Here is a 19075-nt window from a genome sequence, read left to right as displayed (position 1 = left end):
CGCTTTCGCTCCCGCTTGCTGTGATCGTGCCTGTCGTTCCGAAGACGGAAGGAAACGGGCATGGCTCTCAGGACGCGTACGAGGATCGCCATCGCGGTGGCGGGGGTGGCCGGTGCGGCGGCGATCGGGACGGGCGGCGCGGTGGCGTTCGCCGACCCGGGCGACGGCGGCCGGGTCGAACTGCAGATCGTCAGCGGCCACCGCGACGCCCCGCGGACCGGCGCCGAGGCGGGCTGGACGGCGCACGACCCGGGTAAGGACTGCCCCGAGCGGACCGCGACCCCAGAGCCGGCGCAGGCGGCCGACGGCCGATGAACCGGCCGGAGGTCGCCGAGAGCGCGCTCGCCGAGCGGGCCCTCTTCGAGATGAAGAGGATCATCGTCGGCCAGGACCGCATGATCGAGCGCATGCTGGTCGCGGTCCTGGCCGGCGGGCACTGCCTGCTGGAGGGCGTGCCGGGCGTCGCCAAGACGCTCGCGGCGCAGACGCTGGCGACGGTGGCCGGCGGCACGTTCGCGCGGCTCCAGTTCACCCCCGACCTGGTGCCGGCGGACATCATGGGCACCCGCATCTACCGGCCCTCGACCGAGAGCTTCGACATCGAGCCCGGGCCGGTGATGGCGAACGTGGTGCTCGCCGACGAGATCAACCGGGCGCCGGCGAAGGTGCAGTCGGCGCTGCTGGAGGTGATGGCCGAGCGGCAGGTGAGCATCGGCGGGCGCACGTTCCCGGTGCCGGCGCCGTTCCTGGTGCTGGCCACGCAGAACCCGATCGAGTCCGAGGGCGTCTACCGGCTGCCGGAGGCGCAGCGCGACCGGTTCCTGCTGAAGATCGACGTCGGCTACCCGACGGAGGAGCAGGAGCTGGCGATGCTCTACCGGATGAGCGTGCACCCGCCCGCGCCGACCCCCGTCCTGGACACCGAGCTGGTGACGGAGCTGCGGCGGGCGGCGGAGCGGGTGTTCGTGCACGACGAGGTCGCCCGGTACGCGGTACGGCTGGTGGCCGCCACCCGCGACCCGGCCGCGTACGGCGTGGACGGCGTCGCACGTCTGATCGCGTACGGGGCCGGGCCGCGCGCCACGCTGGGGCTGGTGGCGGCGGCGCGGGCGCTGGCGCTGCTGCGCGGCCGCGACTACGTGCTGCCGCCGGACGTGCGGGACCTGGCGCAGGACGTGATGGCGCACCGGCTGGTGCTGTCGTTCGACGCGCTGGCCGACGGCGTCGACGCCCGGACGATCGTCGCCCGGGTGACGGCGGCGCTGCCCGCGCCGCGCATAGCCCCCCAAGAGGACGACGACCTCGACGGTCTGAACAAGGACGAAGCGGCATGACCGAGCGAAGCGGAGCCTGGGGGCGAGGGCGCAGCCCAAAAAGGGGGGACGAGGGGGCGAAGCCCCCAGCAGGGGGTGCGGGGGGCGGAGCCCCCTGCCCCGGGGAGGACGCCCGGAGCGAGGAACGAGCGCAGGGCGCCCTCCCCGGGCTCGGGGGGCGAGGGGGGTCGTCCCCCCTCACGGCACTAGAGCTGCTGATCGTGCGGCGGCTGGACGGCCTCCTCCAGGGCGATCACCTGGGGCTGCTGCCCGGTCCGGGCACCGAGTCCGCCGAGAGCCGCGAGTACCTGCCGGGCGACGACGTGCGGGCCATGGACTGGAACCTCACGGCCCGCACGGCGGTGCCGCACGTCCGCGACCGGATCGCCGACCGCGAGCTGGAGACGTGGGCGCTGGTCGACGCGACGCCGAGCATGGACTTCGGCACGGGACGCGTGGAGAAGCGCGACCTGGCCGTGTTCGCGGTCGGCGCGGTCGCGTTCCTCACCGAACGCACCGGGAACCGCATGGGCGCGCAGATCCTGCACGGCGGCGGGCTGCGGAACGTGCCGGCGCGGTCGGGGCGCCCGCACACGCTGCGGCTGCTGCGCACGCTCCTGGAGGTCCCGCGCGGTGAGCCGGGTCCGGCGGACCGGCCGAGGCTCGGTCCGGGCGCCGAGCTGATGCGGCGGACGACGCCCGCCCGGCACGGGCTGGCCGTGGTCGTCTCCGACTTCCTGGAGCCGGTGGAGTCGTGGGAGCGGCCGCTGAAGCTGCTGGCCCACCGGCACCAGCTGCTGGCCGTCGAGGTCGTCGACCCGCGCGAGCTGTCCCTGCCGGACGTCGGGGTGCTGTCGGTCGTCGATCCCGAGACGGGCCGCCGCCGCGACATCCCGACCGCGAACCCGCGGCTCCGCGAGCGGTACGCGCGGGCCGCGGCCGAGCAGCGGTCGCTCATCGGCGCGGCGCTGCGCCGGGCGGGGGCGGCCCATCTGCGGCTGCGGACCGACCGCGACTGGATCCGCGACATCGCCGAGCACGTGCTCGCCCAGCGCCGCACGGCCGCGGCCCCCGTCCCGGCACCGCTTCAGGGGGGTGCGGGGTGAGCTTCCTGGAGCCGGGCCGCCTGCTGTTCCTGATCGCGCTGCTCCTCCTCCTGGCGGCCTACGTGGCGGTGCAGGTGCGGCGCGGCCGGTACGCGGTGCGGTTCACGAACCTGGCCCTGCTGGAGAAGGTGGCCCCGGTGACGCCGGGCTGGCGGCGGCACCTGCCGGCGGCGGCGTTCCTGCTGATGCTGGGGCTGTTCGTCACCGGGTTCGCGCGGCCGTCCACCGAGGTGCGGGTGCCGCGCGAACAGGCGACGATCATGGTGGCGGTGGACGTGTCCCAGTCGATGGAGGCCGCCGACGTGCAGCCGAACCGGCTGCAGGCGGCCAAGCAGGCGGCCGGGACGTTCCTCGACCGGCTTCCGGCGCGGTTCAACGTCGGGCTGGTGTCGTTCTCCGGGACGGCGACGGTCGCGGTCCCGCCGACCACCGACCGGCGCGCGCTGCGGGCCGGGATCGACCGGCTGGCGCTGGGCCCGCGGACCGCGATCGGCGAGGGCGTCATCGCCTCGCTGGAGGCGATCACGGCGTTCGGCGCGCAGTACGGCGAGTCCGCCCCGCCGGGACGGGTCGTGCTGCTGTCGGACGGCACCAACACCGCCGGCCGCACCCCGCAGGTGGCGGCGGAGCGGGCGCGGCAGGCGCGCGTCCCGGTCTCGACGATCGCGTACGGGACTGCCGAGGGCGTCTTCTACCAGAACGGCGCGGCGGTCCCCGTACCCGTGGACGGGCCCGCGCTGGAACGGCTCGCGCGCGAGACCGGCGGCCGCTTCTACGAGGCCGCGACGGGCGGCGAGCTGCGGCAGGTCTACCAGGACATCGGCAGCAGCGTCGGCTACCGGACGGAGCGGCGCGAGGTCTGGACGTGGTTCATCGCGGCCGGGCTGCTGCTGGCGTGCGTGACGGCGGGGGCCTCGCTGCTGTGGTTCTCGCGGCTGCCCTGAAAGGACTGAGGAGTCAGATGAACGACTACGGCGCCGACCCGATGTTCGGGCTGGGGGAGCCGCGCGGCCCCGACTTCGCGCCGTCCCCGCCGCCCGATCCGTGGACGCCCCGTTCCGGGGACACCGACCCGTTCCTCGCGCCGCCCGTGCCCTCTGCCCCGTGGACGGCACCGGCGGCGTTCCGGAAGGGCGGCCGGCCGGGGGGACCGGGGGGCGCGAGGGGTCCGCGGGTGCTGGTCGCGGCGGTCCTGCTGGCGGCGCTGGCGGGCGGTGCCGCCGGGGCGGGAGCGGGATGGCTCGCCGGCGACCGCACCGCGGCCCCGATCGCGCGGTCGGGCGCCGGCCCGGTGAACGGGCCCGGCGACCTCAGCGACGTCGCGGCGCGCGTGCAGCCGAGCGTGGTGTCGGTGGAGGTGCGGTCCGGGTCGGGCCGCGGCGGCGGCTCCGGCTTCGTCTTCGACCGCGGCGGGCACATCCTGACGAACGCGCACGTGGTGGAGAGCGGCGGCGAGGTCGAGGTGATCCTGGCCGACCGGCGCCGCGTCCCCGCCCGCGTGCTGGGCACCGACCCGGCGCAGGACCTGGCGGTGCTGGCGATCGCGCCCGGCGACAGCCCGTCCCCGCTGGTCTTCGGCCGCTCGGCGGACGTGCGGGTCGGCGATCCGGTGATGGCGCTGGGCTCCCCGCTCGGCCTGGCCGGGACGGTCACCGGCGGCATCGTCAGCGCGCTGAACCGGGAGGTGCGGCTCGGCGACGGCGAGCGCCGCACGGCGCTGCAGACCGACGCGTCCATCAACCCGGGCAACTCCGGCGGACCGTTGGTCAACGCGCGCGGCGAGGTGATCGGCGTCAACACGGCGATCGCGACGCTGAGCCGGAGCGGCGGTGGCGGCGGATCGATCGGCATCGGGTTCGCGATTCCCGTCGACCGGGCCGTGGACGGCGCGCGCCGCCTCATTCGCTGACAGGATCGAACCGACCGAAAGGGGGCGCCCATGCGTGTTCTGGTGGTGGAGGACGAGGAGGACCTCGTCGAGGCGCTCCGGTACGGGCTCGTCCGCGCCGACTACGCCGTCGACGTCGCCTACGACATCGCGCAGGCGTCGGAGAAGCTCTACGCCGCCGCGTACGACCTGATGATCCTCGACCTGAACCTGCCCGACGGCGACGGCATGGACCTGTGCCGCTCCATCCGGCGCGGCGAGCTGGACGGGCAGAGCGGCCCGCACCTGCGGATCCTCATGCTGACGGCGCGGGACCGGCTCGCCGACCGGGTGCACGGCCTCGACCTGGGCGCCGACGACTACCTGGTGAAGCCCTTCGCGTTCCCCGAGCTGCTCGCCCGGGTCCGGGCGCTGCTGCGCCGCGACGCCGGGACGGCCGCCTCCGCCGTGTGGGACGTGGGGGAGCTGCGCCTGGACACCGGGCGGCACGAGGCGTTCCGCGGCGACCGGCGGCTCCAGCTGACGCCGAAGGAGTTCGCGGTGCTGCGCTACCTGATGAGCCGGCCCGGCGAGGTCGTCTCCTCCGAGGACCTCCTCGAACACGTCTGGGACGAGCACGCCGACCCGTTCACCAACACCGTGCGGGTGACCATCGGGACGCTGCGCCGCAAGCTCACCGTGGAGCCGGAGGAGGAGCAGCTGATCGAGACCGTCGTGCGGCAGGGCTACCGGCTGCGCGAGAGCGACGGGGGCACGAAGGACACGAGGGAGACCAGGGTCGCGGGGGCCGGGACTTCAGAGATGAGCGACTGACATGCGCAGGATGCCGGGGTTCGTGCACTCGATCCGGTTCCGGCTCACGGTGATGTACTCGACGCTGCTGTTCGTGCTCACCGCGCTGGTGCTGGGCGGGATCTACGCCGGGGTGGCGGCCAGCACCGACGCCCAGCCGATCACCGAGACCGCCAAGGCCGACAAGCTCTACCGCTTCCCGGACGGCACCACGACCAAGCTCGGCGAGGTCGACGTGGTCAAGGTCCAGCAGGTCGAGCAGGCGGTCAACTACGAGACCCAGCAGGCGCTCCAGCAGTACTCGCTGATCATGCTGGCCGGGCTGTTCGTGGCCAGCCTCGGCATCGGCTGGGTGCTGTCGGGGCGGGCGCTCAAGCCGGTCCGGTCGATCGCCCGTACCGCCGCCGAGATCCAGGCCACCGACCTGTCCCGGCGGATCCGGCTGACCGGCCCCAAGGACGAGCTGCGCGACCTCGCCGACACCATCGACTCGATGCTGGACCGGCTCGACACCGCGTTCCGGGCGCAGCGGCAGCTGATCGACGACGCCTCGCACGAGCTGCGCAGCCCGCTGGCGATCATCCGGGCGAACCTGGACACCGTGCTGACCGCGCCGGACGCCGACGACGCCGACCGCCGCCGCGGCGTCCAGGTGGTGGACCGCGCCACCACCCGGATGACCCGCCTCGTCGAGGACCTGCTGGCCACCGCCCGCCGCTCGGCGCCCGCGTTCGACGACACCGACGTCGACCTGGCCGTGGTCGCCCGGGAGGCGGCCGAGGAGTTCGACTCGCTGGCCGCCGCCCGCCGCATCGCGATCGACCGCGAGCTGCGCCGCGGCCTGGTGGTCATCGGTGACCACGACGCGCTGCGCCGCGCCGTCGGGAACCTGCTGTCCAACGCCGTGCGGCTCGCCCCGGCCGGCTCCCGCATCACCGTCGCCGCCGACCGCCTCGACGGCTGGCAGTGGATCGCGGTCCGGGACGCCGGGCCCGGCATCGGCGAGGAGGAGCAGGCCCGGGTGTTCGACCGGTTCTGGCGCGGCGGCGAGACCCGCCGCTCGCGCGAGCGCCGCACCGGCCTCGGCCTGGCCATCGTCCGGCACATCGTGGAGGCCCACGGCGGCCACGTGCGGCTGTTCTCCACCCCGGACGTCGGCAGCACGTTCGTCCTGTGGCTCCCGGTCTCGGCCGGCGAGGCCGCCGCCCCGCAGGTCCCGCCGGCCGCGGATCCGCTCGCCCGCCGCGATGACCCGGCGTTCGGCGGCGCGTCACCACGGTGACACGGGACCGTCACACGGGCATGAGGGAATGAGGGGGACCGGCACGGCGAGCACGGAGGGCCCCTCATGCGCGAGCAGACCTTCCCGCACGACCACCAGGTCCTGGCGCGCTTCCCTGGCGCCCGGTCGTACGAGCACGACGGCGAGCGCATCACCTACCTGGCGGAACGCGGCGGCGTCCCGTACCTTCTGGTCGTCCCCGCCGGGACCGGCGGCGGCGCCGGGACGGTCACCGTCCTGGAGTTCGCGGACGAGAACGAACGGGGCACGTTCCTGACGACACGCGACCGCGCCCGCCCCGCGCACGCCTGAATCGCAGGCGCCCGCGGGGGTGTGGTTTCCCGCAGGGTGACGGGTGCGGTGTGCGCCCGGTCACATCGGCGGCGGGCTTCGTGGTGAGCGGTCCCGGCATCTCATAGTTTGCTATCCATGCTCACTACGACACAGATGGCGGTCGCCGCCGCGGCCAACGGCGGTGAACCGGTCGGAGGGATCGCGGGCTGGGCCACCGATCTGATGGAGAAGCTCGGTGCGCCCGGCGCGGGGCTGGCCATCGCCCTGGAGAACATCTTCCCGCCGCTCCCCAGCGAGATCATCCTGCCGCTGGCCGGGTTCACCGCCTCGCGCGGCGACATGAACCTCATCGCCGCGCTGCTCTGGACGACGGCCGGCTCGGTGGTCGGCGCGCTCGCCCTCTACTGGATCGGCGCCGTGATCGGCCGCGACCGCGTCCGCGCGCTGGCGGCCAAGCTGCCGCTGGTCAAGCTGGAGGACCTGGACCGTACCGAGGCGTGGTTCCAGAAGCACGGCGGCAAGGCGGTCTTCTTCGGCCGGATGATCCCGATCTTCCGCAGCCTGATCTCGGTGCCCGCGGGAGTCGAGCGGATGCCGGTCGGGCTCTTCCTGCTGTACACGACGCTCGGCAGCGCCATCTGGAACACGATCTTCGTGATGGCCGGGTACGGCCTCGGCGACCAGTGGCACAAGGTCGAGGAGTACGTCGGCGTCTACTCCAAGGCGATTCTCGCGCTGGTGGCGCTGGCGGTCGTGGTGTTCATCGTCATGCGGGTGGTGAAGTCGCGCCGCAAGGGGCCCGGCGGCCCTGACGGCGGCGACCAGTCGGCCGTGGAGACCCGCGTCGACGGCATCCCGGCGGTCCGGCCCGACCAGGGCATGCCGCCCCGGCACGGCCAGCAGGGGCCGCACGGCCAGAGCGGGTACGGGCAGGCCGGCTACGGGCAGCAGGCCCAGTACGGCGGGCAGCCCGAGCCGTACGGCGGCCGGAACGCGCCGCCCCGCGGCGGCGGGCGAGAATGGGAAGGCGACCGGACCTGGTGACGGGCGCGACGGCATGTCCCGGCGCCTGCTGAAGCCGGCGGCCGGGCTGCTGCTGGGCGCCGCGTCGGCCGCGGTCGAGCTCGTCCTGCTGGGGGTCGCGGCGCTGTTCATGGCGTTCGCGTTCGCCCTGCCGTTCTCCAAGGACCGCCGGAAGGTGCCGGGCGCGGTGGCGTCGGCGGCGATGGCGGCGGCGCGGCTGGAGCGCCGCAGGCTCGCGGCGTTCCACGGGTACCGCGAGGCCGCCGAGTACGGGCCGCCGCGGGCGCTGGCGTACCTGGCGCAGCGGGTGCCGGTCGGGCTGCTCGGCGGCGTGATCATGATCCTGATCGCGTACGGCGCGGCGATGACGGCCGGGCTCGCGGCCAGCTGGTGGATCACCGGCGACTACCTGGACGGCATCCCGCCCGAGCCGTGGATCGTGGCGTACACGGGGATCTTCGGGGCCGTCCTGCTGTTCGTCGCCGTGCAAGGGCTGGTGGGCGTGGTGGCGCTGGAGCGCAAGGCGGCCCGCCGCTGCCTGGGGCCGAGTCCGCTGGCCGAGTACGAGCGGCGGATCGCGGAGCTGTCGGTGTCGCGGGCGGAGGTCGTGGACGCGGTCGACGGCGAGCGCCGCCGGATCGAGCGCGACCTGCACGACGGCGTCCAGCAGCGGCTGGTGGCGCTCGGCATGCTGATCGGGCGGGCCCGGCGGGCCGGAGACGGGGAGCGCGGCCGCGAGCTGCTCCGCCAGGCGCACGAGGAGTCGCAGCGGGCGCTGGCGGACCTGCGCGAGGTGGCCTGGCGGGTCTATCCGGCGGCGCTGGACGGCGAGGGCCTGCGGGCGGCGCTGGAGACGGTGGCGGAACGTTCCGCGCTGCCGGTCGCGATCGAGTACGGGCCGGCGGGCCGGGCCCCGCACGCGGTGGAGACCGCCGCGTACTTCGTGGTCTGCGAGGCCGTCACGAACGCGGCCAAGCACTCCGGGGCGACGCGGGTGGCGGTGCGGGTGACCGAGGACGAGGGGGAGGACGGCAGGATGATCGGCGTGCGGATCGAGGACGACGGCGGCGGCGGGGCGGACCCCGCGGGCGGCGGGCTGGCCGGGCTGGCGCGGCGGGTCGCGGCGCTGGACGGCGCTTTCCGGGTGGACAGCCCGCCCGGCGGGCCGACCGTGGTGGCGGCGGAGCTGCCGTGCGCCTGATCCTCGCCGAGGACTCCACGCTGCTGCGCGAGGGCCTCGTCCGGCTCCTCGCCGAGGAGGGCCACGAGATCGTCGCGGCGGTCGGCGACGCCGAAGCGCTGCTGGAGGCGGTCGCCGCCGCGCCCGAGCCGCCCGACGTGGTGATCGTGGACGTGCGGATGCCGCCGACGCACACCGACGAGGGCCTGCGGGCGGCGCTGGAGATCCGCCGCGGCCATCCGGGCGTGGGCGTGCTGGTGCTGTCGCAGTACGTGGAGAAGCGCTACGCCACCGAGCTGATCACTGCCGAGACGACCGGGGTGGGCTACCTACTGAAGGACAGGGTGGCGCAGGTGGACGAGTTCCTGGACGCCCTGGACCGGATCGGCGCCGGCGGCGCGGCGTTCGACCCTGAGGTGGTGCGGCAGCTGCTGGTGCGCAGCTCGCACGCCGACCCGCTGAGCCGGCTGACCCCGCGCGAGCGCGACGTCCTGGGCCACATGGCCGAGGGCTGCACGAACGCGGCCGTGGCCGCCCAGCTGCACATCTCGCAGAGCGCGGTGGAGAAGCACGTCAACGCGATCTTCGACAAGCTCGACCTGTCCCACGCCACCGGCTACAGCCGGCGGGTCCTGGCCGTCCTCCGCTACCTGGGCTCCTGAGGGCCGCCCTGACCGGTACCGCCCGGGCATGGGCCGGCCCCCGCCGAGCGAACGGCGGGGGCCGGGGCCGGGCGACGGACGTCAGGCCACCGTGCGGCGGCGCGGCCGCGAGGTGCGGCGCGCGGCCGGACGGCCGCGGCCCCCGCCGATCAGCTGCGAGAGCACCCGGAACGGCAGGGTGATGACACTGACGATCGTCCCGATCACTGACTGGAGTGCGGCGGCGATGCGTCCCATGTTCGTCTCCTCCTTGGTCCATCGCTTGCACGGGGATCCCTACCCGTTGCACGCGCTTTACACGGATCGGCGGCGATCGCGTCGTACGACACAGCCGGAGGCGCCCGATCCGTGGCATTGTGGAACGCTGCGACGGCCGACGAGGAGGGACGCCGATGGGGGCGGGAAGCGCCGGTGGCGACCTGGACCGGCGGGCCTGACATGGCCGCCGAGATGTCCGCGGACCTGCGGCGGGCGCTGGAGGCGCCGGGGCCGCGCCCGCTGCCCGGGCCGGCCGCCGTGCTGCTGGAGGCCGTCCAGGCGCCGCCCCGGCTGGCCGCCCACCTGCGCGCCGTCCACGACGTCGCCTGCGAGCTGGCCGACTGGATCGGCTCCCGCTACCCGGGGGCGGGCGCCGACCCGCTCGCCGTGGCGTTCGGCGCCGCCACCCACGACATCGGCAAGGCCCTGCACCCCGAGGAGCTGTCCGGCCCCGGCGCGGCGCACGAGGAGGCCGGGTACGGGCTGCTGCTGTCCTACGGGGTGGAGGAGCGCCTCGCCCGCTTCGCCCGCACCCACTCGTCCTGGAACGACGACGGCATCGGGATCGACGACCTGCTGGTGAGCCTGGCCGACAAGGTCTGGAAGGCCAAGCGCGTCCGGGACCTGGAGCAGCTCGTGGTGGACCGGCTCGCGGTCGCGTCCGGCGAGGCGCCCTGGCAGGCGTTCCTGGCGCTGGACGACGTGTGCGGCCGGATCGCCGAGGGCGCCGACGACCGCCTGTCCTTCCAGAACGCCTTCCCGGTCGGGCCCCAGGGCCGGCCCGGCACTCAGCAGGACGCTCGGTAGGGCACGGCGGGGTACGGGACCGCGCCGAGGGCGGTGGCCTCGGCGAGGAAGCGGCCGTTGGCGTCGAGCATGTCCGCGGCGGGGGTGTAGCCGGGCGAGGCGGTGCGCAGCAGGCCGAAGAGCACGGGATCGGCGGGGGCCCGGAGCGCGGGCGTGCGCGGGACCGCCAGCGCCTTGATCAGGACCAGGCCGCTGAGGCCCAGGTCGGCCGGGCCCGTGGCGTCCAGCGTCCGCTCGATGAACGCCGCCGCGCGCGGGCCCGGCAGGAACGCCATGGCCCAGGGGTGGGCGCGGTCCCACTCGCCGAGGACGATCAGCTCCTCGACGTCCGGGCGCATCCGGTCGGCGAACTCCGCGAACGGCAGCCGCTCCACCTCGGCCTCGGCGCCGGCGGGCAGGCCGGGCGGCGGGGCCTCGCCCTCGTACAGGACGGCCCGGAGCTCGTACCGCCGGCCCGCCTCCGCCGCCTTGGCCTGGCCGGAGAGGTGGTCGGCGCGGACGCTCCCCTGGAGGCCGAGGAGCTCGGCGGCGGACTCGCAGGACACCTTGCAGGACAGGACGTGCCGCGGCGCCGGTACGAGCCGCAGCGTGGCCCTGGTGATGACGCCGTGCCGGCCCATGCCGCCCCGCACGGCGTCGTACAGCGGCCGGTTCAGGGCGGGGGAGCAGCGGACGATCTCCCCGTCGCGGGTGGCGACGTCGAGGTCGAGCGCGTTGCACGCCTGGGTCCCGTGGACGTGCGAAGCGCCGCCCACGCCGCCCGCCGAGAGCGTGCCGCCGACGGTGAGGTCGAGGTAGTCGGTGAGGACGGGCGGCGCGAGGCCGCGCGGCAGCGTGGCGGCCAGGACGTCCCGCCAGGTGGCGCCCGCGCCGACCGAGATCCGGTCGGCGCCGATCGCGTGGACGGCGGCGAGCCCGCCGGTGTCGAGCGAGACGCCGCCGGTGAGGGACTGGCCGCCGGTGGAGTGGCCGCGGCCGCGGGGGACCGCGCCGCGCCGCGCCGCCGCGGCGGCCTCCCGGTCGATGGCGGGGCGCACGACCTCGCGCGGCGTCCGCCGTGCCAGCCCGCCGAAGTCGCGCATGCCGCCGCCCGCCGCCCTACCGGCCGCGGAGGCGGTCGGCGACTCGCCCGAGGGTCTCGCCCAGCGTCCGGAGCTCGCCGGGCGTCAGGACGTCGATGAGGTTCTCGCGGACGACCCTGCGGTGCCCCGGCCGCACCCGGGCCAGCGTCTCGGCGCCCGCCTCGGTCAGCTCGGCCCACACCGCGCGCCGGTCGGTGGCGCAGGCGGTGCGGCGGACCAGCCCGGCCCGTTCCAGCTGGGTGATCTGGTACGTCAGCCGGCTCTTGGAGATCATCACCTTCCGCGCCAGGTCGGACATCCGCATCCGGCCCGCGTCCGCCACCCGCAGGTTGATCAGCACGTCGAAGTCGGCGTGCGAGAGCCCGCCGTCCCGCTTGAGCTGCCGCTGGATCTCGTGCTCGACCAGGTGGGACGCCTCCAGGAACGCCACCCAGGCGCGCATCTCGAGGGGCTCCAGGGCCCCGGGGTCCCCGGGTTCGTCCATGCGTCCAGTGTAGTTGGTTTGAATTTGAACTACTTCTGGTAGCCTCGGCTGAGATTTGAACGTTCAAGCAACTCTCGGCTCCCGGAGGACCACGCATATGAACCTCGCCCGCCGTCTCCCCGTACTCCCCGACATCGGGCTGCTGATCGGCCGCCTGGCGCTCGGCGCCGTCTTCGTCGCGCACGGCTGGCAGAAGTTCGCCGACAACGGCCACGCCGGCCAGACCAAGGCGTTCGAGGCCATGGGCATCCCGGCGCCGAGCCTGTCGGCGCTGTTCGCCACCTGGGTGGAGCTGCTCGGCGGCCTCGCGCTCATCATCGGCGTGCTCACGCCGGTCGCCGGGGTGCTGCTCGCGCTGAACATGGCGGGCGCGCTCTGGTTCGTCCACCTCGACAAGGGCCTGTTCGCCGCCGACGGCGGCTACGAGCTGGTGCTGGTCCTCGGTGCCGGCGCCCTCCTGCTGGCCCTCGCAGGCGCCGGCCGGATCAGCGTGGACGGCGTCCTGTTCGGCGGCGGCCGGAACGCCTCCGCGAGCGGACGCGAGCGCGAGCGCGAGAAGGTCGGCGCCTGACCCGTCGCCTCCCTACCTGGCGAAGCCCCCGTACGGGCCTGCTCCGTACGGGGCTTCGTGCTTTCATGGCCGCATGCTGGACGTGGAGGACGAGTGCGCGCGCCTTGAGGCGCGGCTGGCGGATCCCGCCGTGCTCCGCGACTTCCTCCTCGCCCGCTGCCTCCGCCGCTCCCTGCGGGCCCTGGAGCCGCTGCGCGAGACCGCCGCGCGGCTGCGCGCCCTGCGGGAGGACCTCGCGGCGGCGCGCGAGTTCGCCGCCGGCGACTCCGCGTGGACGGCCGAGGCGGACCGGCTCGCCGCCGAATGCCGCGCCCTGGAGGGCGGGCTGGCGGCGGAACTGGCCGGCCGGGACCGGTACGACCCGTACGACGCCGTCCTGAGCATCGAGGGCGAGGAGCGCGGCAGGCGCGCGGTCGCCGCCTTCTACCTGGCCCTCGCCGGGCGTCACGGCCGGCGGATGCGGCCCCTGGACGGCGCGGCGGGCGCGCTGGGCCGTGACACGTACGCCGTCGCCGGGGGAGGGGACGGCGATCCCGGCGTGTGGGCGGACCTCAAGGCCGACAACGGCGTCCACCTCGTGCGCGCGCAGGGGGAGCGGGGAGAGCCGGGCGGGCACGGAGAGCAGGGTGCGGAAGACCTCGCGGTACGCGTGACCGTGCTTCCCGACGCGGGCACCGGCGCGTCCCTGCCGGGGAGGCCGGAGGACTGGCGGATCGACACGGTGTGCACGCGGGATCCCGATCAGCCGCCCTCGTTCTTCATCACGCACGTCCCGACCGGCACCTCCTGCTTCGGGACCGGCGCCGATCAGCGCGAGGCGAGGGGGAACGCGCTGCGCCAGATCGCGGCCCGCGCGCTGGCGGCCGCCGTCCCTGAGGGCGAGCCGGCGCATCGCTTCCTGAACCCGGGAGCGGACCCCGTCCGGATCCATGTCGCGGAAGCCCGCCCCTCCGGCGGGACGTGAGCGGGCGGCACCGCGACCCGGGCCTCATTTCCGGACGCGCCATAACCCGGGGCTTCCCTGCGGTGGAAGCGGGGGCGGCGCGCCCTGCGGCGGCATAAAGGGCTTTTCTTACTTTTTGTCGCGTTTGCCGTCCAATGATGGCCGATAAGTGGTGATCCGCATCACGAGAATCGGGGGACCGTAATGCAAGATCGCTGGTCGGGGGCGGTATGACGCGAATGTCATGACCGCTCCGGGGCCGTCCCGCTACCGTGAGCCGTCCCGCGCGAACGGGCCGGTGAGGAGGTCGCATGGAGATCGGTGCGCACGAGGTGGCGGCCTTCCTGGCCCGCATGCTCGGCGAGGGGCACGGCCTGGCGGTGCGCGCGGAGGGCGCGTTGGTCCATCTCCCGGACCAGAAAATGCGCATCGCGGTGGACACGCCCGAGATCCAGCACAACGGAATGAGCATCCGGGTGCCGATCGGAGTCAACCATCCGAGTTGGGGCGAGCCCTTCGCGTGGGACCAGGCGGTCGGCGTCGCCGTCGACGAGCGGCATCCCGTGACCCAGGCGCTCGACGCCTGGACCCACAACGTCCTCCCGGTGTTCGCCGCGATGGCGATGCCCGGCGGCGATCTCGCCGCCCGCGCGGCGGCGTTCACGGTCGCGAGCGCGGGCCGGACCGCCGACGTCTACTACGGGCCGCTGGCGATCCGGGACTTCGGCGGCCTCGGCGAGGAGCTCAAGCGGGCCGCGGCGGGCCGGCCGCCGACGATGGTGGTGGTCGAGGAGCTGTTCGACGGGTACGCGCTGCCCGAGCGGCCGCTGTGGGTGTACACGTTCTGCGCCCGGATGCCGGACGGGCCGATCACCGAGGTGACGCTGCTGAACGGCGACAGCAGCGACGCCTTCGGGCACGTCGCCGACCACCTGCCGTGGGCGGGGCACGGTTCGCTCAAGTCCTGGGCGCTGGTCGTGCCGCGCGGATGACGGCGGCCCGTACCCTGACATCGGCCGCCGCGGGGATCTGACCAGGGCGGCCCCGGGATCTCGGCACCTGGCCGAGGTGGGTTCCCGTCAACCTGACACAATGGCCTAACTCGGGTTTTTCTGGGCATGTGATCACCAACGCTGTTCAGGAGGCTGGTAGCTGGTGTCGCAAGGTAGTGAATTCGTCGTCGTGGCCAACCGGCTTCCCGTCGACCGGGTCCCCGGCAACGGGAACGGCAATGGCAATGGGAACGGGAACGGGAACAACGGAGGGGCGGCCTGGAGGCGCAGCCCGGGCGGGCTCGTCAGCGCGATCGTCCCCGTCATGCGGCGCCGAGAGGGCACCTGGGTGGGCTGGCACGGCGCCCCGGACGAGGTCCTGGAGCCGTTCGAGACGGACGGCATGAAACTGCTCCCGGTCCCGCAGTCGTCGGAGGACGTGGAGCTCTACTACGAGGGCTTCTCCAACGCCACACTCTGGCCGCTGTACCACGACGTCGTCGCTCCCCCCGTGTACAGCCGGCAGATGTGGGACGCCTACGTCCGGGTCAACGAGCGGTTCGCCCGCGCCGCCGCCGAGGTGGCGGCCGAGGGCGCGATCGTCTGGGTGCAGGACTACCAACTCCAGCTCGTCCCGGCGATGCTGCGCAAGCTGCGCCCCGACGTGCGGATCGGCTTCTTCCTGCACATCCCGTTCCCGCCGCTGGAGCTGTTCTGGCAGCTGCCGTGGCGGCGCCGCATCCTTGAGGGTCTCCTGGGCGCCGACCTGGTCGGCTTCCAGCTGCCCGGCGCGGCCAACAACTTCGTCCGGCTGTGCCGGCGCCTCCTGGACGCCCGCTACAACAAGCAGGACGTCTTCTGGGAGGACCGGGTCGTCCGGGCCCGCTCGTTCCCGATCTCGGTGGACGTCGGCGAGCTGAACGACCTCATCGCGGCCCCCCACGTGCGCGAGCGGGCCGAGGAGATCCGCAGGGACCTGGGGGACGCCACCGTCCTGCTCGGCGTGGACCGGCTCGACTACACCAAGGGCATCACGCAGCGGCTGGAGGCGTTCGGCGAGCTGTTCGGGGACGGCCACCTCAAGCCCGGCCAGGCGGCGTTCGTGCAGATCGCCACGCCCAGCCGGGAACGCGTCGAGCAGTACCAGCTGCTGCGCGACGAGATCGAGCAGCTGGTCGGCCGGATCAACGGCGAGTACGGCGAGATCGGCTTCCCGGTCGTCCACTACATGCACACCTCGTACACCCGGGACGAGCTCGCCGCGCTCTACCTCGCCGCCGACGTCATGGTGGTGACGCCGCTGCGGGACGGGATGAACCTGGTCGCCAAGGAGTACGTGGCGTGCCGGGCCGACCTGCGCGGCACGCTGGTGCTCAGCGAGTTCGCCGGCGCGGCCGCCGAGCTGCGCCGGGCGTTCCAGGTCAACCCGTACGACATCGACGGCCTCAAGGAGACCCTCCTGGCCGCGCTGAACGCCGAGCCCGCAGAGCAGGCGCGCCGGATGCGCGCGATGCGCAAGCGCGTCATCGAGCACGACGTCGACCGCTGGGCGCAGGACTTCCTCAGTTCGCTGGAGGAGGTCTGACCGGGCCCGCCCGGGGCGGCCGGGACCCGCGGGCCGCCTAGGCGGCGGTCCGCAGGTCGAAGGCCGCCCAGACGGCCTTGCCCCCGGTCGCGAGCGGCGCCCAGCCCCAGGCGCCGCTGACCGCGCCGACCACCAGCAGCCCGCGGCCGCCCTCGCCGAACCGGCCGGGCTCGGGCGCGACCGGCTCGGGGGGCCGGCTGCCCGGGTCGGTCACCGTCACCACCAGCCGCCGCGGGTGGCCCAGCAGCACCAGCTGGATCGGCCCGGCGGGCAGCGGGCGGGGCTGCTCCCGCACGCCGTGCTGGATCGCGTTGGTCACCAGCTCGGAGACGGCGACGAGCACGTCGTCGGCGGCGTCCCCGGCCAGCCCCCACTCGCGCAGCGTGGCCTGCGTGAAGGCGCGGGCCTCCTTCGGCGAGGTGTTCTCGGGCGGGAGGACGGTGCGGGCGGTGCGCGGGGCGCCGGCCGCCGGGGCGGGCCAGAGGCCGGCCAGCCCGGGTACGGCGGCGGGCGCGCCGGGCGCGGGCGCGTCGGGGGCCGCGGCGGCGTGCGCGCGGGCGGCCGACCGGGCCGGGTGATCCGGCGCGACGTGCCGGCGCGGGTGCCGCCGTCCGCTGGGGACGGCCGGAGCCGCCACGTCGTCTGCCTGGTCAACGATCATTGTCAAACCCCAGAGGCGTGCGGGTCGGTACGTGGGCGGGCGTTCGCTATCTTGCTCCCCATGTCGTGCAGATGCAAGACCGTCTGCATGAACGAATGCAAGAACGAATGCACGTGCATCTCGTACCATGACGTTGGGGTGGGGCGAGATCGCGGCCTCCCGAGAGGGAGGCGGTAACGCCTAGAGGGGGCAGAAGATGGACGGTGCCGAGCTGTCGGACGTCCGGCGGACCGAACTCGCCTGGCTGAAGAGCCGAAGGAGCAATCCGAGCGGTAACTGCGTCGAGATGGCCGAGCTCCCGACCGGAGAGATCGCCGTGCGCAACTCGCGGTACCCGGACGGCCCGGTCCTGATCTACACGCGAGAGGAGGTCGAGGCCTTCGTCGGCGGCGCCAAGGACGGTGACTTCGATCACATGCTGGTCTGACGGTAAACCTCGGGCCGGCCAGTAAACCGAATCCCATTCCATATCGGCGTTCCGCCCGGTAGCGTGCGGTTTCATGCATCTGGGGCAGATCGCTGAACGGACCCCCGGCAAGCCCGCCGTGATCATGGCGGGCTCCGGGCGGGTCATCACGTACCGAGAGCTGAACGAGGAGTCGAACCGGCTCGCGCAGTTGCTCCACGCGGAGGGGCTGCGCCCGGGCGACCACATCGCCTTCATGCTCGAGAACCACCCGCTGTTCCTGGCCATCGCCTGGGCGGCGCAGCGTTCCGGGCTCTACTACACCGCCATCAGCTCCCGCCTCCAGGCCGACGAGCTGGCCTACATCGTCGACAACTGCGGCGCCAAGGCGTTCATCGCCAGCGCCGCCGTGGCCGGACCGGCCGAGGCGATCACCGGCCGGACGCCGAACGTCGGCCTGCGCCTCATGCTCGACGGCACCGCGCCGGGCTTCCGCTCGTACGAGCAGGAGGTCGCCCGCCACCCGGCGACGCCCATCGAGAACGAGTGCGAGGGCATGGACATGCTCTACTCGTCGGGCACCACGGGCCGTCCCAAGGGCATCAAGCCGAAGATCTCGCTGGCCCCGATGGGCGAGCAGGGCCCGCTGTTCCAGCTGCTCTCGCTGCTCTTCCAGCCCGACGAGAACTCGGTGTACCTCTCGCCGGCCCCGCTCTACCACGCGGCGCCCCTGCGCTACTGCATCAACTTCATCCGGTTCGGCGCCACGATCGTCGTGATGGAGAGGTTCGACCCCGAGCAGGCGCTCGCGGCCATTGAGAAGCACGGTGTCACCCACTCCCAGTGGGTGCCGACGATGTTCATCCGGATGCTCAAGCTGCCCGAGGAGACGCGGGCGAAGTACGACCTGTCGTCCCTCCGCTGCGCCGTGCACGCGGCGGCCCCGTGCCCCATCCCCGTCAAGGAGCAGATGATCTCCTGGTGGGGGCCGGTGCTGCACGAGTACTACGCCGGCACCGAGGGCAACTGCTTCGTCTACACCAACTCCGACGACTGGCTCGCCCACAAGGGCACCGTCGGCCGCCCCCTCCTCGGCAGGATCCACGTCTGCGGGGAGGACGGCGCCGAACTGCCGCCGGGCGAGTCCGGCACCCTCTACTTCGGCGAGGGGCCGGAGTTCGAGTACCACGGCGACCCGGCCAAGACCGAGGCGTCCCGCGACCCCTGGGGCCACGGCTGGACGACCCTCGGCGACGTCGGCTACGTGGACGAGGACGGCTTCCTCTACCTGACCGACCGGAAGTCGTACATGATCATCAGCGGCGGGGTGAACATCTACCCGCAGGAGGCCGAGAACGCGCTGGCCGTCCACCCCAAGGTCGCCGACGTCGCCGTGTTCGGCGTCCCCGACCCGGAGATGGGCGAGGCGGTCAAGGCCGTCGTCCAGCCCGTCGACCCTGCCGCGGCGGGCCCGGACCTGGAGGCCGAGCTGATCGCGTACTGCCGCGACCACCTGGCGCACTACAAGTGCCCCCGCTCGATCGACTTCCGGGACGAGCTGCCGCGCCACCCGACCGGCAAGCTCTACAAGCGCCTCCTGAAGGACGAGTACTGGAACCGGCCCGGGGAGGGCCAGCGGAGTAAGACCGGATCCTCGGCCTGAGCCGGCGGAACACTTCCCTAGAGTTCCCGGAGAGCTCACCGCACTTCCCGGCCTCATGTGCACTCGATGTGCACGGCCGGGAA

21 protein-coding genes and 1 pseudogene are annotated in these 19075 nt (G+C 74.0%); 18 read left to right on the top strand and 4 right to left on the bottom strand.

All coding sequences use genetic code 11. The annotated features are described in order from the left end of the window. The first annotated feature begins 60 nt into the window (after positions 1-60). The 11 genes and pseudogenes from ACA361_RS09855 (at position 61) to ACA361_RS09805 (ending at position 9540) form a co-directional block, all read left to right on the top strand. A complete protein-coding gene (locus ACA361_RS09855; RefSeq protein ID WP_375011522.1) occupies positions 61-315 on the top strand; it encodes a hypothetical protein in 255 nt (84 codons plus the stop codon). After that, a complete protein-coding gene (locus ACA361_RS09850) occupies positions 312-1334 on the top strand; it encodes an AAA family ATPase (RefSeq protein ID WP_375011521.1) in 1023 nt (340 codons plus the stop codon). The genes ACA361_RS09855 and ACA361_RS09850 overlap by 4 nt, the downstream gene beginning before the upstream one ends. 200 nt (positions 1335-1534) lie before the next feature. Then, positions 1535-2419, top strand: coding sequence for a DUF58 domain-containing protein (locus ACA361_RS09845; protein ID WP_375011520.1), 885 nt, complete (start codon positions 1535-1537; stop codon positions 2417-2419). After that, the gene (locus ACA361_RS09840; RefSeq protein WP_375011519.1) at positions 2416-3363 is read left to right on the top strand and encodes a VWA domain-containing protein; all 948 of its coding nucleotides are present in this window, start codon (positions 2416-2418) and stop codon (positions 3361-3363) included. The genes ACA361_RS09845 and ACA361_RS09840 overlap by 4 nt, the downstream gene beginning before the upstream one ends. A gap of 17 nt (positions 3364-3380) precedes the next feature. After that, positions 3381-4328, top strand: a complete 948-nt coding sequence (locus ACA361_RS09835; RefSeq protein ID WP_375011518.1) for a S1C family serine protease — start codon at positions 3381-3383, stop codon at positions 4326-4328. Positions 4329-4358: 30 nt separating this feature from the next. Continuing rightward, positions 4359-5042: pseudogene (locus ACA361_RS09830) on the top strand (response regulator transcription factor); the annotation flags it as partial. Positions 5043-5121: 79 nt separating this feature from the next. Further along, entirely contained in the window at positions 5122-6381 is a 1260-nt protein-coding gene (locus tag ACA361_RS09825) for a sensor histidine kinase (RefSeq protein WP_375011517.1), read from the top strand. A gap of 66 nt (positions 6382-6447) precedes the next feature. Continuing rightward, entirely contained in the window at positions 6448-6693 is a 246-nt protein-coding gene (locus ACA361_RS09820) for a hypothetical protein (protein WP_375011516.1), read from the top strand. A 117-nt stretch (positions 6694-6810) separates the two neighbouring features. Further along, on the top strand, positions 6811-7719 hold the full coding sequence (locus ACA361_RS09815; protein ID WP_375011515.1) for a DedA family protein: 909 nt from the start codon (positions 6811-6813) through the stop codon (positions 7717-7719). 13 nt (positions 7720-7732) lie between these two features. Beyond that, positions 7733-8899, top strand: coding sequence for a sensor histidine kinase (locus ACA361_RS09810; RefSeq protein WP_375011514.1), 1167 nt, complete (start codon positions 7733-7735; stop codon positions 8897-8899). Then, the gene (locus ACA361_RS09805) at positions 8890-9540 is read left to right on the top strand and encodes a response regulator (RefSeq protein ID WP_375011513.1); all 651 of its coding nucleotides are present in this window, start codon (positions 8890-8892) and stop codon (positions 9538-9540) included. Before ACA361_RS09810 ends, ACA361_RS09805 begins: the two co-directional genes overlap by 10 nt. A gap of 81 nt (positions 9541-9621) precedes the next feature. Here the strand turns inward: ACA361_RS09805 and ACA361_RS09800 are convergent, their stop codons facing one another. After that, positions 9622-9777 (bottom strand): LPFR motif small protein, encoded by a 156-nt coding sequence (locus ACA361_RS09800; RefSeq protein WP_366618444.1) that lies wholly within the window; start codon positions 9775-9777, stop codon positions 9622-9624. A 174-nt stretch (positions 9778-9951) separates the two neighbouring features. Here ACA361_RS09800 and ACA361_RS09795 point away from each other — a divergent pair, with 174 nt between their 5' ends. Further along, positions 9952-10605, top strand: coding sequence for an HD domain-containing protein (locus ACA361_RS09795; protein ID WP_375011512.1), 654 nt, complete (start codon positions 9952-9954; stop codon positions 10603-10605). Here the strand turns inward: ACA361_RS09795 and ACA361_RS09790 are convergent. Together ACA361_RS09790 and ACA361_RS09785 are read right to left on the bottom strand one after the other, a co-directional pair. Then, positions 10587-11687 (bottom strand): FAD-binding protein, encoded by a 1101-nt coding sequence (locus ACA361_RS09790; RefSeq protein WP_375011511.1) that lies wholly within the window; start codon positions 11685-11687, stop codon positions 10587-10589. The two genes, ACA361_RS09795 and ACA361_RS09790, sit on opposite strands and share 19 nt — an antisense overlap. Positions 11688-11703: 16 nt before the next feature. Beyond that, positions 11704-12171 carry a MarR family winged helix-turn-helix transcriptional regulator gene (locus ACA361_RS09785; RefSeq protein WP_375011510.1) on the bottom strand — a complete coding sequence of 156 codons (468 nt, stop codon included), beginning with the start codon at positions 12169-12171 and terminating at the stop codon, positions 11704-11706. A 97-nt stretch (positions 12172-12268) separates the two neighbouring features. Here ACA361_RS09785 and ACA361_RS09780 point away from each other — a divergent pair, with 97 nt between their 5' ends. The 4 genes from ACA361_RS09780 to ACA361_RS09765 all read left to right on the top strand — a co-directional run bounded on the left by ACA361_RS09780 (position 12269) and on the right by ACA361_RS09765 (position 16262). Next, positions 12269-12742 carry a DoxX family protein gene (locus ACA361_RS09780; protein WP_375011509.1) on the top strand — a complete coding sequence of 158 codons (474 nt, stop codon included), beginning with the start codon at positions 12269-12271 and terminating at the stop codon, positions 12740-12742. A gap of 73 nt (positions 12743-12815) precedes the next feature. Then, positions 12816-13706, top strand: a complete 891-nt coding sequence (locus ACA361_RS09775; RefSeq protein WP_375011508.1) for a PCRF domain-containing protein — start codon at positions 12816-12818, stop codon at positions 13704-13706. Between the two features lie 290 nt (positions 13707-13996). Then, a complete protein-coding gene (locus tag ACA361_RS09770; protein ID WP_375011507.1) occupies positions 13997-14677 on the top strand; it encodes a DUF6348 family protein in 681 nt (226 codons plus the stop codon). 163 nt (positions 14678-14840) lie between these two features. Further along, entirely contained in the window at positions 14841-16262 is a 1422-nt protein-coding gene (locus tag ACA361_RS09765) for a trehalose-6-phosphate synthase (RefSeq protein ID WP_375011506.1), read from the top strand. A 37-nt stretch (positions 16263-16299) separates the two neighbouring features. Here the strand turns inward: ACA361_RS09765 and ACA361_RS09760 are convergent, their stop codons facing one another. Next, positions 16300-16923: an ATP-binding protein gene (locus ACA361_RS09760; RefSeq protein WP_375011505.1), complete on the bottom strand. Its 624-nt coding sequence runs from the start codon at positions 16921-16923 to the stop codon at positions 16300-16302. Positions 16924-17119: 196 nt separating this feature from the next. Between ACA361_RS09760 and ACA361_RS09755 the strand changes: the two genes are divergently transcribed. Both ACA361_RS09755 and ACA361_RS09750 read left to right on the top strand, forming a co-directional pair. Beyond that, positions 17120-17350, top strand: coding sequence for a DUF397 domain-containing protein (locus tag ACA361_RS09755; RefSeq protein WP_366615645.1), 231 nt, complete (start codon positions 17120-17122; stop codon positions 17348-17350). Between the two features lie 73 nt (positions 17351-17423). Further along, the gene (locus ACA361_RS09750) at positions 17424-18992 is read left to right on the top strand and encodes an acyl-CoA synthetase (protein ID WP_375011504.1); all 1569 of its coding nucleotides are present in this window, start codon (positions 17424-17426) and stop codon (positions 18990-18992) included. Positions 18993-19075: the final 83 nt, after the last annotated feature.

The sequence above is a fragment of the Actinomadura sp. 21ATH genome (assembly GCF_041951345.1).
GTDB lineage: Bacteria > Actinomycetota > Actinomycetes > Streptosporangiales > Streptosporangiaceae > Spirillospora.
The sequence above is the reverse complement of the archived record's forward strand: the minus strand, read 5'-3'. Positions and strand labels throughout refer to the sequence as shown.

What these genes read in the sequence shown, in the direction of transcription:
- ACA361_RS09855 (WP_375011522.1), top strand. Translation starts at nt 61, where the DNA reads ATGGCTCTCAGGACGCGTACGAGGATCGCCATCGCGGTGGCGGGGGTG.
- ACA361_RS09850 (WP_375011521.1), top strand. Translation starts at nt 312, where the DNA reads ATGAACCGGCCGGAGGTCGCCGAGAGCGCGCTCGCCGAGCGGGCCCTC.
- ACA361_RS09835 (WP_375011518.1), top strand. Translation starts at nt 3,381, where the DNA reads ATGAACGACTACGGCGCCGACCCGATGTTCGGGCTGGGGGAGCCGCGC.
- ACA361_RS09825 (WP_375011517.1), top strand. Translation starts at nt 5,122, where the DNA reads ATGCGCAGGATGCCGGGGTTCGTGCACTCGATCCGGTTCCGGCTCACG.
- ACA361_RS09820 (WP_375011516.1), top strand. Translation starts at nt 6,448, where the DNA reads ATGCGCGAGCAGACCTTCCCGCACGACCACCAGGTCCTGGCGCGCTTC.
- ACA361_RS09815 (WP_375011515.1), top strand. Translation starts at nt 6,811, where the DNA reads ATGCTCACTACGACACAGATGGCGGTCGCCGCCGCGGCCAACGGCGGT.
- ACA361_RS09810 (WP_375011514.1), top strand. Translation starts at nt 7,733, where the DNA reads ATGTCCCGGCGCCTGCTGAAGCCGGCGGCCGGGCTGCTGCTGGGCGCC.
- ACA361_RS09800 (WP_366618444.1), bottom strand. Translation starts at nt 9,777, where the DNA reads ATGGGACGCATCGCCGCCGCACTCCAGTCAGTGATCGGGACGATCGTC.
- ACA361_RS09790 (WP_375011511.1), bottom strand. Translation starts at nt 11,687, where the DNA reads ATGCGCGACTTCGGCGGGCTGGCACGGCGGACGCCGCGCGAGGTCGTG.
- ACA361_RS09785 (WP_375011510.1), bottom strand. Translation starts at nt 12,171, where the DNA reads ATGGACGAACCCGGGGACCCCGGGGCCCTGGAGCCCCTCGAGATGCGC.
- ACA361_RS09780 (WP_375011509.1), top strand. Translation starts at nt 12,269, where the DNA reads ATGAACCTCGCCCGCCGTCTCCCCGTACTCCCCGACATCGGGCTGCTG.
- ACA361_RS09775 (WP_375011508.1), top strand. Translation starts at nt 12,816, where the DNA reads ATGCTGGACGTGGAGGACGAGTGCGCGCGCCTTGAGGCGCGGCTGGCG.
- ACA361_RS09770 (WP_375011507.1), top strand. Translation starts at nt 13,997, where the DNA reads ATGGAGATCGGTGCGCACGAGGTGGCGGCCTTCCTGGCCCGCATGCTC.
- ACA361_RS09760 (WP_375011505.1), bottom strand. Translation starts at nt 16,923, where the DNA reads ATGATCGTTGACCAGGCAGACGACGTGGCGGCTCCGGCCGTCCCCAGC.
- ACA361_RS09755 (WP_366615645.1), top strand. Translation starts at nt 17,120, where the DNA reads ATGGACGGTGCCGAGCTGTCGGACGTCCGGCGGACCGAACTCGCCTGG.
- ACA361_RS09750 (WP_375011504.1), top strand. Translation starts at nt 17,424, where the DNA reads ATGCATCTGGGGCAGATCGCTGAACGGACCCCCGGCAAGCCCGCCGTG.